Annotated in this window: 5 protein-coding genes, 1 tRNA gene and 2 rRNA genes; 1 reads left to right on the top strand and 7 read right to left on the bottom strand. The window is 67.2% G+C overall.

The window, feature by feature from the left end; translation table 11 throughout:
* Positions 1-21: 21 nt before the first annotated feature.
* The 3 genes from LN251_RS22865 to LN251_RS22855 form a co-directional block, all read right to left on the bottom strand.
* Positions 22-2,733, bottom strand: a complete 2,712-nt coding sequence (locus tag LN251_RS22865) for a DNA translocase FtsK (protein ID WP_458246008.1) — start codon at positions 2,731-2,733, stop codon at positions 22-24.
* Positions 2,734-2,856: 123 nt separating this feature from the next.
* Positions 2,857-3,540, bottom strand: coding sequence for a response regulator (locus LN251_RS22860; protein ID WP_058922594.1), 684 nt, complete (start codon positions 3,538-3,540; stop codon positions 2,857-2,859).
* 244 nt (positions 3,541-3,784) lie between these two features.
* Entirely contained in the window at positions 3,785-9,253 is a 5,469-nt protein-coding gene (locus LN251_RS22855) for a HAMP domain-containing protein (protein WP_458246007.1), read from the bottom strand.
* 377 nt (positions 9,254-9,630) lie between these two features.
* Between LN251_RS22855 and LN251_RS22850 the strand changes: the two genes are divergently transcribed.
* A complete protein-coding gene (locus tag LN251_RS22850; protein ID WP_458246006.1) occupies positions 9,631-12,384 on the top strand; it encodes a SpoIIE family protein phosphatase in 2,754 nt (917 codons plus the stop codon).
* Between the two features lie 50 nt (positions 12,385-12,434).
* Here the strand turns inward: LN251_RS22850 and LN251_RS22845 are convergent.
* The 4 genes from LN251_RS22845 to LN251_RS22830 all read right to left on the bottom strand — a co-directional run bounded on the left by LN251_RS22845 (position 12,435) and on the right by LN251_RS22830 (position 16,666).
* Positions 12,435-12,507, bottom strand: a tRNA-Thr gene (locus LN251_RS22845).
* Between the two features lie 76 nt (positions 12,508-12,583).
* On the bottom strand, positions 12,584-13,246 hold the full coding sequence (locus LN251_RS22840; RefSeq protein ID WP_458246777.1) for a DegT/DnrJ/EryC1/StrS family aminotransferase: 663 nt from the start codon (positions 13,244-13,246) through the stop codon (positions 12,584-12,586).
* A gap of 112 nt (positions 13,247-13,358) precedes the next feature.
* Positions 13,359-13,475: ribosomal RNA gene (gene rrf / locus LN251_RS22835) — 5S ribosomal RNA — on the bottom strand.
* A 69-nt stretch (positions 13,476-13,544) separates the two neighbouring features.
* Positions 13,545-16,666, bottom strand: a 23S ribosomal RNA gene (locus LN251_RS22830).
* Positions 16,667-16,868 lie beyond the last annotated feature (202 nt).

Genomic DNA, 16,868 nt, shown 5'->3' with positions numbered 1-16,868 from the left:
CGCACCCGATCGGGGCCTGTCTCAAGCCTCCCCGCGGATCACCGCGAGCACTCCGTCCAGTTCGTCAGCCTTCACAAGAACGTCACGAGCCTTGGACCCCTCGCTCGGCCCGACGATGCCCCTGGACTCCATGAGGTCCATGAGCCGGCCGGCCTTGGCGAAGCCGACGCGCAGCTTGCGCTGGAGCATGGACGTCGACCCGAACTGGGTGGACACCACCAGCTCGGCCGCCTGGCACAGCAGGTCGAGGTCGTCGCCGATCTCCTCGTCGATCTCCTTCTTCTGCTTGGTCCCGACGGTGACGTCGTCCCGGAAGACGGGCGCCATCTGGTCCTTGCAGTGCTGGACGATGGCCGCGACCTCCTCCTCGGTCACGAAGGCGCCCTGCATACGGGTCGGCTTGCTCGCGCCCATCGGCAGGAACAGGCCGTCGCCCTTGCCGATCAGCTTCTCGGCGCCGGGCTGGTCGAGGATGACGCGGGAGTCGGCGAGCGAGGAGGTGGCGAAGGCGAGCCGCGAGGGCACGTTCGCCTTGATCAGACCGGTGACGACGTCGACCGACGGCCGCTGCGTGGCGAGGACCAGGTGGATGCCGGCCGCGCGCGCGAGCTGCGTGATGCGCACGATCGCGTCCTCGACGTCGCGCGGGGCGACCATCATCAGGTCGGCGAGCTCGTCGACGATCACCAGCAGGTACGGGTAGGGCTGGAGCTCGCGCTCGCTGCCCTCCGGGGGCTTCACCTTGCCGTTGCGGACGGCCTCGTTGAAGTCGTCGATGTGCCGGTAGCCGTACGCCGCGAGGTCGTCGTAGCGCAGGTCCATCTCGCGTACGACCCACTGGAGCGCCTCGGCGGCCCGCTTGGGGTTGGTGATGATCGGCGTGATCAGGTGCGGGATGCCCTCGTAGGCGGTCAGCTCCACGCGCTTGGGGTCGACGAGGACCATGCGCACGTCCTCGGGGGTCGCGCGGACCATGACCGAGGTGATGAGGCAGTTGATGCACGACGACTTTCCGGAGCCGGTGGCTCCGGCGACCAGGACGTGCGGCATCTTCGCGAGGTTGGCCATCACGTAGCCGCCCTCGACGTCCTTGCCGAGCGCGACCAGCATCGGGTGGTCGTCCTCCGCTGCGGCCGCGAGGCGCAGCACGTCGCCGAGGTTGACCATCTCGCGGTCGGTGTTGGGGATCTCGATGCCGACGGCGGACTTGCCGGGGATCGGGCTGATGATCCGCACGTCCGGGCTGGCCACGGCGTACGCGATGTTCTTCGTCAGCGCGGTGATCCGCTCGACCTTCACGGCCGGGCCGAGCTCGACCTCGTAGCGGGTCACCGTCGGACCGCGCGTGAAGCCGGTGACGGCGGCGTCGACCTTGAACTCCGTGAAGACGTTCGTCAGGGAGGCGACGACCGCGTCGTTGGCGGCGCTGCGCGCCTTGCCGGGGCCGCCGCGGGTGAGGAGGTCGAGCGAGGGCAGCGCGTAGGTGATGTCGCCGGACAGCTGGAGCTGCTCCGCGCGCGCGGGCAGTTCGGCGGGCGCCTCCGGCGCGGGCTTGGTGAGGTCGGCGACCTCGACCTTGAGCTTCTCCTGCCTGAGCTTCTCCTGCTTGGGGCGCGCGGCCGGGACCGGCGTCGGCGTGGGCAGCGTCTCCTCGCGGTCGCCCACGCTCACCCCCTGGGTGAGGTCGGCGACGACCGGCGAGGGCGGCATCCCGTGCATGACGGCGCCGTCGAGCGCGGCCGCTGCGGCCGCCGCGACGTCCACAGCGTCCATCTGACGGCCCATGTCGGGCTGGGGCACCGCGGAGCGCCTGGGGCGGCTCCGGCGCTTGGAGAGGGCCTCCTGCTCCGCGCCGTCGGGGTCGTACGGCTCGGGGGCGGAGCCGCGGCGGCGGGTGCGGGCGGGGATCGCCTCGCGCCACTGCTCGTCGTAGCGCTCATCGTCCTCGGTGGGTTCGCCCACGTAGGGGTCGTGGACGATCCCGAGCCGCACCCCGAGCATCCGCAGCCGCTGCGGGATGGCGTTGACCGGGGTGGCGGTGACGACGAGCAGGCCGAAGACCGTGAGCAGCACGAGCAGCGGTACGGCGAGCACGTCGCCCATGGTGTACGTCAGCGGGGTGGCCGCCGCCCAGCCGATGAGGCCGCCCGCGTCCCTTATGGCCTGCATGCCGTCGCTGCGGGCGGGCGAGCCGCAGGCGATGTGGACCTGGCCGAGCACGCCGATGGCGAGCGCGGACAGGCCGATGACGATGCGGCCGTTGGCCTCGGGCTTCTCCGGGTGCCGGATGAAGCGCGCGGCGATGACCGCGAGCAGTATCGGCACGAGCAGGTCCAGTCGGCCGAAGGAGCCGGTCACCAGGATCTCGACGAGGTCGCCGACGGGACCGTGCAGGTCGGCCCAGGTGCCGGCGGCGACGATCAGGGCGATGCCGAGGAGAAGGAGAGCCACGCCGTCCTTGCGATGTGCGGGATCGAGGTTCTTGGCTCCCGTCCCTATACCCCGGAAAACGGCGCCCACGGCGTGCGCGACGCCGAGCCACAGCGCGCGCACCAGCCGGTAGATGCCGCCGGTCGGGCTCGGCGCCGGCCTCGGCGGCGGCGCGGCCTTCTTCGCGGCGGCCTTCCTGGCGGGCGCCTTCTTCGCCGGGGCCCTTTTCGCGGCGGCCTTCTTCGCCGGAGCCGCCGCCTTCTTCGCGGGCTGCTTCTTGGCAGCGGAGGGACGTGAGGCCATGAGTGTGAGGTTACCTGTGGAGACGTCGACCGACACGTGTGCCGCTGCTTCACCCGTTCGTGTCGCCCTTGACGGCTTGCGGAACTGACGCGTCCTCATGCGCAACTGCGCCTCGCGGGGGCGTCAGTTCTGCGAGGGCACCGAGGAGGTGTTTCCGGCGCCCGGCTCCAGCGCGTCCAGCGCCCGCCGCAAACCGGTGAGTTTGCGTTCGAGATGAGCCGCGGTGGCCACCGCGGCCGCGTCCGCCGAGTCGTCGTCCAGCTGCTTGGACAGCGCCTCGGCCTGCTCCTCGACGGCCGCGAGGCGCGCCGACAGCTCGGCGAGCAGGCCGGCCGGCTCCTTGGAGTCGCCGACCGCGGACTTGCCTCCGCCGCCCTCCAACTGCAGGCGCAGCAGTGCCGCCTGCTCCCGCAGTTGGCAGTTCTTCATGTACAGCTCGACGAACACCGAGACCTTCGCGCGCAGCACCCACGGGTCGAACGGCTTGGAGATGTAGTCCACCGCACCCGCCGCGTAGCCGCGGAACGTGTGGTGCGGGCCGTGGTTGATCGCGGTGAGGAAGATGATCGGGATGTCCCGGGTCCGCTCGCGCCGCTTGATGTGGGCGGCGGTCTCGAAACCGTCCATGCCCGGCATCTGGACGTCCAGCAGAATGACCGCGAAGTCGTCCGTGAGCAGTGCCTTGAGTGCTTCCTCCCCGGACGATGCCCGCACCAGTGTCTGATCGAGCGCGGAGAGGATGGCCTCCAGCGCCAGCAGATTCTCCGGCCGGTCATCGACCAGGAGGATCTTGGCCTTCTGCACCATGGCCCGCCCTCCTCGCCCCGGATGTGCACCGGGCGCCGCCCCTGGGGACGACTCCGTTTCGCCGCCCGTCCTTGTGCCGGTCATCGTAGCCGCACCCCGCCTGTCGCCACACCCTGTCACCGCGATGTCACTGTGCACGTAGCAGAAACGGACCGGGAGACCAGAAGGTTCCCCGAATCCCGTACTTCTACACGGCGCCGGCCACACTGAGTCAGCAACTCCGTGTGAACATCGATGATTCCCGTCACTCCCCCCGCATCCACTGCTCCATCACCGTCAGCAGGTGATCGGGGTCGACCGGCTTGGTCACGTAGTCGGAGGCGCCCGACTCGATCGCCTTCTCCCGGTCGCCCTTCATCGCCTTCGCCGTCAGCGCGATGATCGGCAGGCCCGCGAACTGGGGCATCCGGCGGATCGCGGTGGTCGTCGCGTATCCGTCCATCTCGGGCATCATGATGTCCATCAGGACGACCGCGACGTCGTCGTGCTGCTCCAGGACCTCGATGCCCTCACGGCCGTTCTCGGCGTAGAGCACCGACAGACCGTGCTGCTCCAGGACGCTGGTCAGCGCGAACACATTGCGGATGTCGTCGTCGACGATCAGGACCTTCTGCCCGCCGAAGCGGATGCCCCGGTGCACCTGCGGCTGCGCCGCCTGCTGCTCGGCCGGCCACTGCTCCGGCGACGCCGAACCCTGGCCGGCGTCCAGCGCGTGCCTGCGGCGGCGCCTGAAGAGGGCCGCGGCGCCGTTCTGGGCCTGCTGGTACGACTTCACCTCCGCCGGCGTCTCGATCTCCACGTCGGAGAGCTGGGAGAGGTCCGACGCGGCCACCAGATCGCTCGCCCCGAGGGCCGCCACGGGCTGCTGATAGCCCTGCGGCGGCAGTTCGCTGGGATGCAGGGGCAAATACAGCGTGAAGGTCGAACCGCGCCCCGGTTCGCTCTGCGCGTGGATCTCCCCGCCGAGCAGCTGGGCGATCTCCCGCGAGATCGACAGCCCCAGGCCCGTACCGCCGTACTTGCGGCTGGTGGTGCCGTCGGCCTGCTTGAACGCCTCGAAGATCACCCGCATCTTGCTGGCCGCGATGCCGATGCCGGTGTCGGTCACCGAGAAGGCGATCAGGCCGGCGTCCGGATCGCTGAGCGAGCCGGTCTCCAGCAGCTGCTCCCGGATGGCCACGGGCACGTCCGCTCCGGCCGGCCGGATCACGAGTTCCACGGAGCCGGAGTCGGTGAACTTCACGGCGTTCGACAGCAGGTTGCGCAGCACCTGCAGGAGACGCTGCTCGTCCGTGTGCAGGGTGGCGGGCAGCTCCGGCGAGACCCGAACCGACAGGTCCAGGCCCTTCTCCGCGGTCAGCGGCCGGAAGGTGGCCTCCACGTAGTCGACGAGCTGGACGAGCGCGATGCGCGTCGGGGAGACGTCCATCTTGCCCGCCTCGACCTTCGACAGGTCCAGGATGTCGTTGATCAGCTGCAGCAGGTCGGAGCCGGCCCCGTGGATGGTCTCGGCGAACTCGACCTGCTTCGGCGTGAGGTTGGCGTCGGCGTTGTCGGCGAGCAGCTTGGCGAGGATCAGCAGCGAGTTCAGCGGCGTGCGCAGCTCGTGCGACATGTTGGCCAGGAACTCGCTCTTGTAGCGCATCGAGACGGCGAGCTGCTCGGCGCGCTCCTCCAGGACCTGCCGCGCCTCCTCGATCTCGGTGTTCTTCACCTCGATGTCACGGTTCTGCTGGGCCAGCAGCTCGGCCTTCTCCTCCAGTTCGGCGTTGGACGCCTGAAGGGCCTTCTGCCGGTTCTCCAACTCCGCCGACCGCTCCCGCAGTTGCTCGGTCAGCTCCTGCGACTGCTTCAGCAGCTGCTCGGTCTTGGTGTTCACCGAGATGGTGTTGACGCTGGTCGCGATCATCTCGGCGATCTGGTTGAGGAAATCCTTCTGGATCTGCGTGAAGGGCGTGAAGGAGGCCAGCTCGATCACTCCGAGCACCTTCCCTTCGAACAGCACCGGCAGGACGATCACCTGCGCGGGCGGCGCCTCGCCGAGGCCGGAGGAGATCTTCAGGTAGCCACTGGGGGCGTTCTCCACCAGGATCGTGCGCTTCTCCTGGGCGGCCGTCCCGATCAGTGCCTCGCCCGGCCGGAACGACGTCGGCATGGAGCCCATCGAGTAGCCGTACGAGCCCAGCATCCGCAGCTCGTACTGCTCCTCGGCGTCGGCGCCGGGGTCCTGGTCCATGAGCGGCATCGTCAGGAAGAACGCGCCGTGCTGGGCGGAGACCACCGGCGTCAGCTCGCTCATGATCAGCGAGGCGACGTCCTGCAGGTCGCGTCGGCCCTGCATCAGGGCGGAGATACGGGCCAGGTTGCCCTTGAGCCAGTCCTGCTCCTTGTTGGCGATCGTGGTGTCGCGCAGGTTGGCGATCATCTTGTTGATGTAGTCCTGCAGTTCCTGGATCTCGCCGGACGCGTCGACGTCGATCTTCAGGTTCAGGTCGCCCCGGGTCACCGCGGTGGCCACGCGCGCGATGGCGCGCACCTGCCGGGTGAGGTTTCCGGCCATCTCGTTCACCGACTCGGTGAGGTCGCGCCAGGTGCCGTCGACGTCACGCACGCGTGCCTGACCGCCCAGCTGGCCCTCGGTGCCCACCTCGCGGGCGACTCGGGTGACCTCCTCCGCGAAGGACGACAGCTGGTCGACCATCGTGTTGATCGTCGTCTTCAGCTCCAGGATCTCGCCCCGGGCGTCGATGTCGATCTTCTTGGTCAGGTCGCCCTTGGCGATGGCCGTGGTGACCATGGCGATGTTGCGCACCTGACCGGTCAGGTTGGACGCCATCTGGTTCACGGACTCGGTCAGGTCCTTCCAGGTGCCGGCCACGCCCGGTACGTGCGCCTGGCCGCCGAGGATGCCGTCCGTGCCCACCTCGCGGGCCACCTTGGTGACCTGGTCGGCGAACGAGCTCAGCGTCTTCACCATGGTGTTGATGGTGTCGGCGAGCTGTGCGACCTCTCCGCGCGCCTCGATGGTCACCTGACGCGTCAGGTCGCCGTTGGCGACCGCGGCGGACACCTGGGAGATGTTGCGCACCTGGATGGTCAGGTTCTTGGCCATCAGGTTCACGTTGTCGCTGAGGTCCTTCCAGATGCCCGTGACCCCGGGCACGTGCGCCTGGCCGCCGAGGATGCCCTCCGTGCCCACCTCGCGGGCCACCCGGGTCACCTGCTCGGCGAACGACGACAGCTGGTCGACCATGGTGTTGACCGTCGTGACGAGTTCGAGGATCTCGCCCTTGGCGTCGACGGTGATCTTCTTCGACAGGTCGCCCTTGGCGACGGCGGTGGTGACGTCGGCGATGGAGCGCACCTGAAGGGTCAGGTTGTTCGCCATGCCGTTCACCGACTGCGTGAGGTCCTTCCAGGTGCCGGAGACGCCCTGCACCTCGGCCTGACCGCCGAGCTGGCCCTCCGTGCCCACCTCGCGGGCGACCCTGGTGACCTCCTCCGCGAACGACGACAGCTGGTCGACCATCGTGTTCAGGGTGTTCTTCAGCTCCAGGATCTCCCCGCGCGCGTCCACGGTGATCTTCTGGGACAGGTCACCGCGGGCCACCGCGGTGGCGACCTGCGCGATGTTGCGCACCTGGGCGGTGAGGTTGCCCGCCATGCCGTTCACGGAGTCGGTCAGGTCCCGCCACACGCCGGCCACGCCGGGCACCTGCGCCTGACCGCCGAGGCGGCCCTCGGTGCCCACCTCGCGGGCCACCCGGGTCACCTGGTCGGCGAACCCGGAGAGCTGGTCGACCATCGTGTTGATGGTGTTCTTCAGCTCCAGGATCTCCCCGCGCGCGTCCACGTCGATCTTCTGCGACAGGTCGCCCTGGGCCACCGCGGTGGTGACCTGGGCGATGTTGCGCACCTGGGCGGTGAGGTTGCCCGCCATCCCGTTGACGGAGTCGGTGAGCTCCTTCCACGTACCGGCCACGCCCGGCACGTCCGCCTGACCGCCCAGGCGGCCCTCGGTGCCCACGTCCCGGGCCATCCGGGTCACCTGGTCGGCGAAGGCCGACAACTGGTCCACCATCGTGTTCACGGTGTTCTTCAGCTGAAGCATCTCGCCGGAGACGTCCACGGTGACCTTCTGGGAGAGGTCGCCGTTGGCCACGGCAGTCGTCACCTGGGCGATGTTGCGCACCTGGCCGGTGAGGTTGCGGAACGCGGTGTTGACCGAGTCCGTCAGGTCCTTCCAGGTGCCGGCCGCGCCCGGCACCTGCGCCTGGCCGCCCAGCTCACCCTCGACACCGACCTCGCGGGCCACCCGCGTGACCTCGGAACCGAAGGACTGCAGCTGGTCCACCATGCCGTTGACGGTGTTCTTCAACTCCAGCATCTCGCCGGCCACATTGACGGTGACCTTCTGCGACAGGTCGCCGTTGGCCACCGCCGTCGTCACCGCGGCGATGTCCCGCACCTGAATGGTCAGGTTGCGGAAGACCGTGTTGACGGAGTCGGTGAGGTCCTTCCAGGTGCCGGCCGCGCCGGGAACGTTCGCCTGACCGCCCAGCTGCCCCGCCGCACCGACCTCGTTGGCCACACGCGTGACCTCGTCCGCGAAGATCCGCAGCGTCTCGGTCATCTGGTTGATCGTGTCCGCGAGCTGCGCGACCTCGCCGCGCGCCGAGACGGTCACCTTCTGCGACAGATCACCGTTGGCGACCGCGGTGGTGACCTGTGAGATACCGCGCACCTGGGCCGTGAGGTTGCCGGCCATGAGGTTCACCGAATCGGTGAGGTCCTTCCACACGCCGGCCACACCGGGCACCTGCGCCTGGCCGCCGAGCTCGCCCTCCGTGCCCACCTCGCGGGCGACGCGGGTCACCTCCGAGGAGAACGACGACAGCTGGTCCACCATCGTGTTGACGGTGTTCTTCAGCTCCAGCATCTCGCCGGCCACGTGAACGGTCACCTTGCGCGACAGATCGCCCTTGGCCACCGCGGTCGTCACCAGGGCGATGTCGCGCACCTGGGCCGTCAGCCGGTACGCCATCGTGTTGACGGAGTCCGTGAGGTCCTTCCACGAACCCGACATGCCCCGCACGCGTGCCTGGCCGCCCAACTTGCCCTCGGTGCCCACCTCGCTGGCCACGCGCGTGACCTCGTCGGTGAAGGTCGACAGCTGGTCGACGAGGTTGTTCACCGTCCGGCCGACCTTCAGGAACTCACCGCGCAGCGGATGCCCGGTCCCGTCCGGCGCCTGCGTCCGCAGCTCCATCCGGGGCGACAGATCGCCCTCGGCGACCGCGGAGAGCACCCGGCCGACCTCGGAGACGGGCCGTACGAGATCGTCCACGAGGGCGTTGGACGCCTCGATGGCGGCGGCCCAGGACCCTTCGTACGCACCCGTCTCCAGGCGCTCGGTCAGCTTGCCCTCGCGGCCCACCATGCGCCGTACCCGGGACAGCTCGCCCGTCAGATGCAGATTGCGGTCGGCCACCTCGTTGAAGACGGCGGCGATCTCCGACATCACGCCGTCGCCGGAGACGGTCAACCGTTTCCGGAAGTTGCCGTCCCGCATCGCCACAAGGGCCGCCAGCAGTCGGTTCATGGCCGCCGTGTCCACCGCGGTGGTGCCACCACGTGGTGGGCGCTGGTTGTCCAGGGACTGTCCGCCTTTCGCGCGCGTCTTAGTGCCCCGCGTCGCTGCGCCAGACTCCACTGTGTCCCTCCCGCAGGGGTCGACCGTTACTGCTGTACTCCGCCGCTACTGCTCGCGGTACCCGTTACTGCTGCGTATTCCTGCCGGATATACCAGGCCGCACCTCGGGCTGCTGCCCGCTGCATCCAGAAGTCACTCGGCCTGACCGGACCTTCACAAGAAGCTTGCCCAGTGTTTCACCCCGACTGAACCCGGCCATAACAGTTCGGCAGCTTCGCACATCGTCCGCACACCCTCTGGGCGGAAACACTGCAGACCGGCATCCGCACGGCCGTCGAAGGTAAGTAACCTTGCATGCGGCTGTCCAGCCGCGCCGGTCCGTTCCGGCCTGGGCGGTGGTACGAGATCGAGCGGGCATCGGAGGGACGGCCGGACACATGACCACCGGACTGATCCCCGGGGGACAGCCCCCGGACCGGCCGACGGGCACGCCCATGCCGCATCAGCGGGGCGAGCCGGTCGGCCACGGAGCCCTGCACGTCGACAACAGGCCGAGGAGTTCTGTGATCACCGCGCGCGCGGCCGCCAGCTTCGAGCCCGTCGGACGATCCGTAGCGACCGCCCGCTCGTTCGTCCGCGACACCCTGCAGGGCTGGGGCTTCGCCGACATCGTCGACGACGCCGTGGTCCTGACCAGCGAGCTGGTGACCAACGCGGTGGTGCACGCGGGCACCTCGGCCGACGTCCTGTGCCTGCGCACGGACGACGGCGTACGGGTCGAGGTGGCCGACCACTACCCGGAACGCGAGATCCCCCTCCAGGGCTCCCCGGTCAACATGGGCAGCCCCGACCGCGAGGGCGGCCGCGGACTCCAGCTGTGCGCGGCGCTCGCCGGCCGCTGGGGCGTGGAGTACACGCCCACCCACAAGCAGGTCTGGTTCCAGCTCGACCTCCCCCAGCGCGCCGTCGGCACCCGCGCCGCGGGCCCCTCGCTCCCCGCCGATCTCCTCCCGCTCGCCGACGGCAGAGTCCGGGTCGCGGTCGTCCAGATCGACCGCACCGGCTCCATCACGTCCTGGAACGAGGACGCGGAGGAGCTCTTCGGCTACCCCGCCGAACAGGTGATCGGAAAGCCTCTCACCGATCTCGCCGCCTGGCCGCACACCCCCGGCACCAGCACCGGCATCGCGGAGGCGCTCCAGCTCTCCCGCTGGGAGGGCAGCTACGGCATAAGGGGCGCCAACGGCCGCGTCACCCCGGTGTACGCCTCCCACCTCCGCGTCCGCGACACGGGCGGCGAGCCCTCCACGGTCTGCCTCCTCGTGCGCGACCACGAGCGGGCCGTCCTGCAGACGCCGCTGCGCGGTCCCGCCTCCGACTCCGGGTCAACCGCCGAGGGCCAGAACACCGACCCCTTCGAGGTGTTCATCGGCTCCCCCGCCCCGGACGACCTCGACGGCCTCCTGCAGCGCACGGTCGAGCGCGCCCGGGACATGCTCGACGCCGACTCGGCGTTCCTGCTCCTCGCGACCGACGACGAGACGGAGCTGGAGGTCCGCGCCTCGACCGGCCTGCCCTCCGCCCGGCAGCGCTTCGCGCGCGTGCCCGTCGAGGCGGGCCCCGGCCGCTACGGCTCGGCCCGCATGCCGGCCGTCCACGACGACCTGGCGGCCGTCCCGGGCGCCGTACCGCTGCTGAGCGGCACGGGCATGCGCTCGGTCGTCACGGTCCCCCTGAAGGTCGAGGGCCGCCTGACCGGCTCTCTGGGCATCGCCGCCGAGTCCCCGGGCAGATACTCCAACGAGGAGGCCCTGCGCCTGCAGTTCGCGGCCGACCGCATCGCGCTGGCCGTCGAGTCCGCACGCCTGGGCGAGCTGGAGCGGCTGCGCAGGGGCTCCCTCAGCTTCCTGGTCGAGGCCTCCGACCTGCTGGCCGGCACCCTGGACCGCGACCAGACCCTGGCCCTGATGGCCCAGATGACCGTCCCCACCCTCGCCACCTGGTGTGCGGTCTACACGATCGCCGACCAGGCCTCCGAGCCGTACCTCTCCTACGTCCTGCACGAGGACGAGGAACTCATCGACGGCATCAAGTCGTTGCTCTCCAAGGTCCCCCCGCCGGACCCGGTGCCGACCCCCGGCGCACGCGTCTGGTCCGCCCCCGGCGAGGTCGCCCACCAGGCGGCGCTGCGCAGCTCCATGCGCAGCCTCGGCCTGTCCGGCGGCCCGACCCGCCAGGTCGCCTCCGGAATCGGCCCCACGCTCGCCACGGCGTCCGCCGTGGGCGGCGAGACGGTCGTCCTGCCGCTGGTGGCCCGCAACCGCGTCATCGGCATGCTGACGCTCGGCAAGCCCACCGACGAACACTTCCGCCAGGAAATCCTGGAACTGGCCGAGGACTTGAGCCGACGGGCCGCTCTGGCGCTGGACAACGCCCGCCTGTACTCGGAGCGCACCGCGATCAGCCAGGCCCTCCAGCGCAGCCTCCTGCCGCCCGAACTCCCCGAGATCGACGGCGTCGAGGTCGAGGTCATCTACCGCGCGGCCGGCGAGGGCAACGAGGTCGGCGGCGACTTCTACGACCTCTTCCCGATCAGCGACGGCGCCTACGGCTTCGCCATCGGCGACGTCTGCGGTACGGGCCCTAACGCGGCGGCCGTGACGGGCCTGGCCCGGCACGCCCTGCGGCTGCTCGCCCGAGAGGGCCTGAGCGGCCCGGCGGTTCTGGAGCGCCTCAACTCCGCGATCCTCGACGAGGGAGCCCGCAGCCGCTTCCTGACCCTCCTCTACGGCGAGTTGCGCCCCCAGGAGGACGGCAGCGCGGAACTGAAGGTGGTCTGCGCCGGCCATCCCCTGCCGCTCCGCCTGCGCCAGGACGGCACGGTCGAACCGGCCGCCGAGCCCCAGCCGCTCCTGGGCGTCATGGAGGACCTCGACCTGTACGAGGAGACGGTCACCCTCGACCCCGGTGACGTCCTGCTGTGCGTCACGGACGGCGTCACGGAGCGCCGCGAGGGCACGCGCATGCTGGGCGACGACGGCCTCACCGACGTCCTGACGACCTGCACGGGTCTGACGGCGGGCGCGGTCGCCGCACGCATCATGCGCGCCGTGGAGCGATTCGCTTCGGACGCCCCGTCCGACGACATGGCGATCCTGGCGATGCGGGTCCCAGGCCTCCAGAAGGACTGAATACGAAAAGAACCCCCCGCCCGAAAGGGCGGAGGGTTCTTTTCTGTCGGAGCCCCCTAACGGAATCGAACCGTTGACCTTCTCCTTACCATGGAGACGCTCTGCCGACTGAGCTAAGGGGGCCTGTCGCCTTCTCGGGGTTTCCCCCGCGGCAACGGAATAGATCATACCCCGAACACTCGCGTGCTCCCAACCCCGCTCAGAAAGCCGGCTGAAGCAGCCCGCCCAGCGCATTGCACGCGCCCACGATGCGCTGCATGTCCCGCTTCGTCAGCGCGGCTTCCACGGGGAGCGCGAGTGTCTCGTCGGCGGCGCGTTCGGTCTCCGGCAAGGACAGACAGCGCCGGAATTCCGGCAGCCGGTGCACGGGCGTCTTCACCGGCACCCGGCACTCGACTCCGCGCGCCCGCAAAGCCCGCGCGAAGGCGTCCCGGTCCGGTCGCCCGTTTCCGGGCACCCGCACCACGTACTGCTGGTAGGTGTGCCCGTCACCGCCGTCGGGCGTGCGCACACCCCTCAACTTGGCGTCGAGATAGGCGGCCCGCTCCCGGCGCTGCGCGATCTCGTCGTACGGCGCCTCGGACTCCCCCTGTTCCAGCACCAGGAGTCCGTGCCGCTGCCCGACGTCGTGCAGCCGGGGAATGTCGGCCGGCCGCCCGAAGCGGTGTACGACAACGACGGCCGCGGTCCGCGGAGTTGTCGCCGCCTCGACGGCGGACGCGTCGAGGCAGTAGGTGACCGGATCTATGTCGGCGAACACCGGCAGCGCTCCGGCCATGGCAACGGCCTCGGCGACCTCGACGTTCCCGAAGGCCGGCACGACCACCTCGTCACCGAGTCCGACACCGGCGGCCCTGAGCATCGCAGCAGTACCCATGCTGTGGATGCTCGTTGCGCAACGTGAACTCCAAGTGACGTGAAACAAAAAAGGGTTGGTCCCGGAACCTAAGTTCCGGGACCAACCCTGAATAATTGTTCGGCGGCGTCCTACTCTCCCACAGGGTCCCCCCTGCAGTACCATCGGCGCTGTAAGGCTTAGCTTCCGGGTTCGGAATGTAACCGGGCGTTTCCCTCACGCTATAACCACCGAAACACTATGAAGTTAGACCGGAAAAAACACGGTCGTTGCCTCAGAACTAACACAGTGGACGCGAGCAACTGAGGACAAGCCCTCGGCCTATTAGTACCGGTCACCTCCACACGTTACCGTGCTTCCAGATCCGGCCTATCAACCCAGTCGTCTACTGGGAGCCTTACCCCATCAAGTGGGTGGGAATACTCATCTCGAAGCAGGCTTCCCGCTTAGATGCTTTCAGCGGTTATCCCTCCCGAACGTAGCCAACCAGCCATGCCCTTGGCAGAACAACTGGCACACCAGAGGTTCGTCCGTCCCGGTCCTCTCGTACTAGGGACAGCCCTTCTCAATATTCCTGCGCGCGCAGCGGATAGGGACCGAACTGTCTCACGACGTTCTAAACCCAGCTCGCGTACCGCTTTAATGGGCGAACAGCCCAACCCTTGGGACCGACTCCAGCCCCAGGATGCGACGAGCCGACATCGAGGTGCCAAACCATCCCGTCGATATGGACTCTTGGGGAAGATCAGCCTGTTATCCCCGGGGTACCTTTTATCCGTTGAGCGACGGCGCTTCCACAAGCCACCGCCGGATCACTAGTCCCGACTTTCGTCCCTGCTCGACCCGTCGGTCTCACAGTCAAGCTCCCTTGTGCACTTACACTCAACACCTGATTGCCAACCAGGCTGAGGGAACCTTTGGGCGCCTCCGTTACTCTTTAGGAGGCAACCGCCCCAGTTAAACTACCCATCAGACACTGTCCCTGATCCGGATCACGGACCCAGGTTAGACATCCAGCACGACCAGACTGGTATTTCAACGACGACTCCACCCATACTGGCGTATGGACTTCAAAGTCTCCCAGCTATCCTACACAAGCCGAACCGAACACCAATATCAAACTGTAGTAAAGGTCCCGGGGTCTTTCCGTCCTGCTGCGCGAAACGAGCATCTTTACTCGTAGTGCAATTTCACCGGGCCTATGGTTGAGACAGTCGAGAAGTCGTTACGCCATTCGTGCAGGTCGGAACTTACCCGACAAGGAATTTCGCTACCTTAGGATGGTTATAGTTACCACCGCCGTTTACTGGCGCTTAAGTTCTCAGCTTCGCCACACCGAAATGTGACTAACCGGTCCCCTTAACGTTCCAGCACCGGGCAGGCGTCAGTCCGTATACATCGCCTTACGGCTTCGCACGGACCTGTGTTTTTAGTAAACAGTCGCTTCTCGCTGGTCTCTGCGGCCACCCCCAGCTCACCGTGTAAAACGGATCACCGAGTGTGGCCCCCCTTCTCCCGAAGTTACGGGGGCATTTTGCCGAGTTCCTTAACCATAGTTCACCCGAACGCCTCGGTATTCTCTACCTGACCACCTGAGTCGGTTTAGGGTACGGGCCGCCATGAAACTCGCTAGAGGCTTTTCTCGACAGCATAGGATCATCCACTTCACCACAATCGGCTCGGCATCAGGTCTCAGCCTTAAGTGATCCGGATTTGCCTAGATCACGGCCTACACCCTTACCCCGGGACAACCACCGCCCGGGATGGACTACCTTCCTGCGTCACCCCATCACTCACCTACTACCAGCTCGGGTCACCGGCTCCACCACTCCGACCTCGTCCGAAGACTCAGCCGGCGGCTTCACGGGCTTAGCATCACTGGATTCAATGTTTGACGCTTCACAGCGGGTACCGGAATATCAACCGGTTATCCATCGACTACGCCTGTCGGCCTCGCCTTAGGTCCCGACTTACCCTGGGCAGATCAGCTTGACCCAGGAACCCTTAGTCAATCGGCGCACACGTTTCCCACGTGTGAATCGCTACTCATGCCTGCATTCTCACTCGTCAACCGTCCACAACTACCTTCCGGTGCTGCTTCACCCGGCAGACGACGCTCCCCTACCCATCACAGCGGGCGTTGGCCCTCATGCTGCAATGACACGACTTCGGCGGTACGCTTGAGCCCCGCTACATTGTCGGCGCGGAATCACTAGACCAGTGAGCTATTACGCACTCTTTCAAGGGTGGCTGCTTCTAAGCCAACCTCCTGGTTGTCTGTGCGACTCCACATCCTTTCCCACTTAGCGTACGCTTAGGGGCCTTAGTCGATGCTCTGGGCTGTTTCCCTCTCGACCATGGAGCTTATCCCCCACAGTCTCACTGCCGCGCTCTCACTTACCGGCATTCGGAGTTTGGCTAAGGTCAGTAACCCGGTAGGGCCCATCGCCTATCCAGTGCTCTACCTCCGGCAAGAAACACACGACGCTGCACCTAAATGCATTTCGGGGAGAACCAGCTATCACGGAGTTTGATTGGCCTTTCACCCCTAACCACAGGTCATCCCCCAGGTTTTCAACCCTGGTGGGTTCGGTCCTCCACGAAGTCTTACCTCCGCTTCAACCTGCCCATGGCTAGATCACTCCGCTTCGGGTCTTGAGCGTGCTACTGAATCGCCCTATTCGGACTCGCTTTCGCTACGGCTTCCCCACCCGGGTTAACCTCGCAACACACCGCAAACTCGCAGGCTCATTCTTCAAAAGGCACGCAGTCACGAGAACAAGGCAAGCCTTGTTCCGACGCTCCCACGGCTTGTAGGCACACGGTTTCAGGTACTATTTCACTCCGCTCCCGCGGTACTTTTCACCATTCCCTCACGGTACTATCCGCTATCGGTCACCAGGGAATATTTAGGCTTAGCGGGTGGTCCCGCCAGATTCACACGGGATTTCTCGGGCCCCGTGCTACTTGGGTGTCTCTCAAACGAGCCGCTGACGTTTCGACTACGGGGGTCTTACCCTCTACGCCGGACCTCTCGCATGTCCTTCGCCTACATCAACGGTTTCTGACTCGTCCTGTCGCCGGCAGACGACAGAAGAGAGATCCCACAACCCCGCATGCGCAACCCCTGCCGGGTCTCACACGCATACGGTTTGGCCTCATCCGGTTTCGCTCGCCACTACTCCCGGAATCACGGTTGTTTTCTCTTCCTGCGGGTACTGAGATGTTTCACTTCCCCGCGTTCCCTCCACTTGCCCTATGTGTTCAGGCAAGGGTGACAGCCCATGACGACTGCCGGGTTTCCCCATTCGGACACCCCCGGATCAAAGCCTGGTTGACGACTCCCCGGGGCCTATCGTGGCCTCCCACGTCCTTCATCGGTTCCTGGTGCCAAGGCATCCACCGTGCGCCCTTAAAAACTTGGCCACAGATGCTCGCGTCCACTGTGCAGTTCTCAAACAACGACCAGCCACCCATCACCCCACCGACAAGCGGTGAGTTCACTGGGGCCGGCGACTGAGGAAAACCATTCCCTCAGACACCCAACAGCGTGCCCGGCCAGCTCCCGCCCGGAGATCATGCGTTCCACGCTCTTACGAGCAGTACTAGCAGCCTCCGACCCAGAACC

The organism is Streptomyces sp. MAI_2237, from assembly GCF_054189285.1.
Note: the sequence above shows the minus strand (reverse complement) of the source record. Positions and strands in the feature narration are given on the sequence as shown.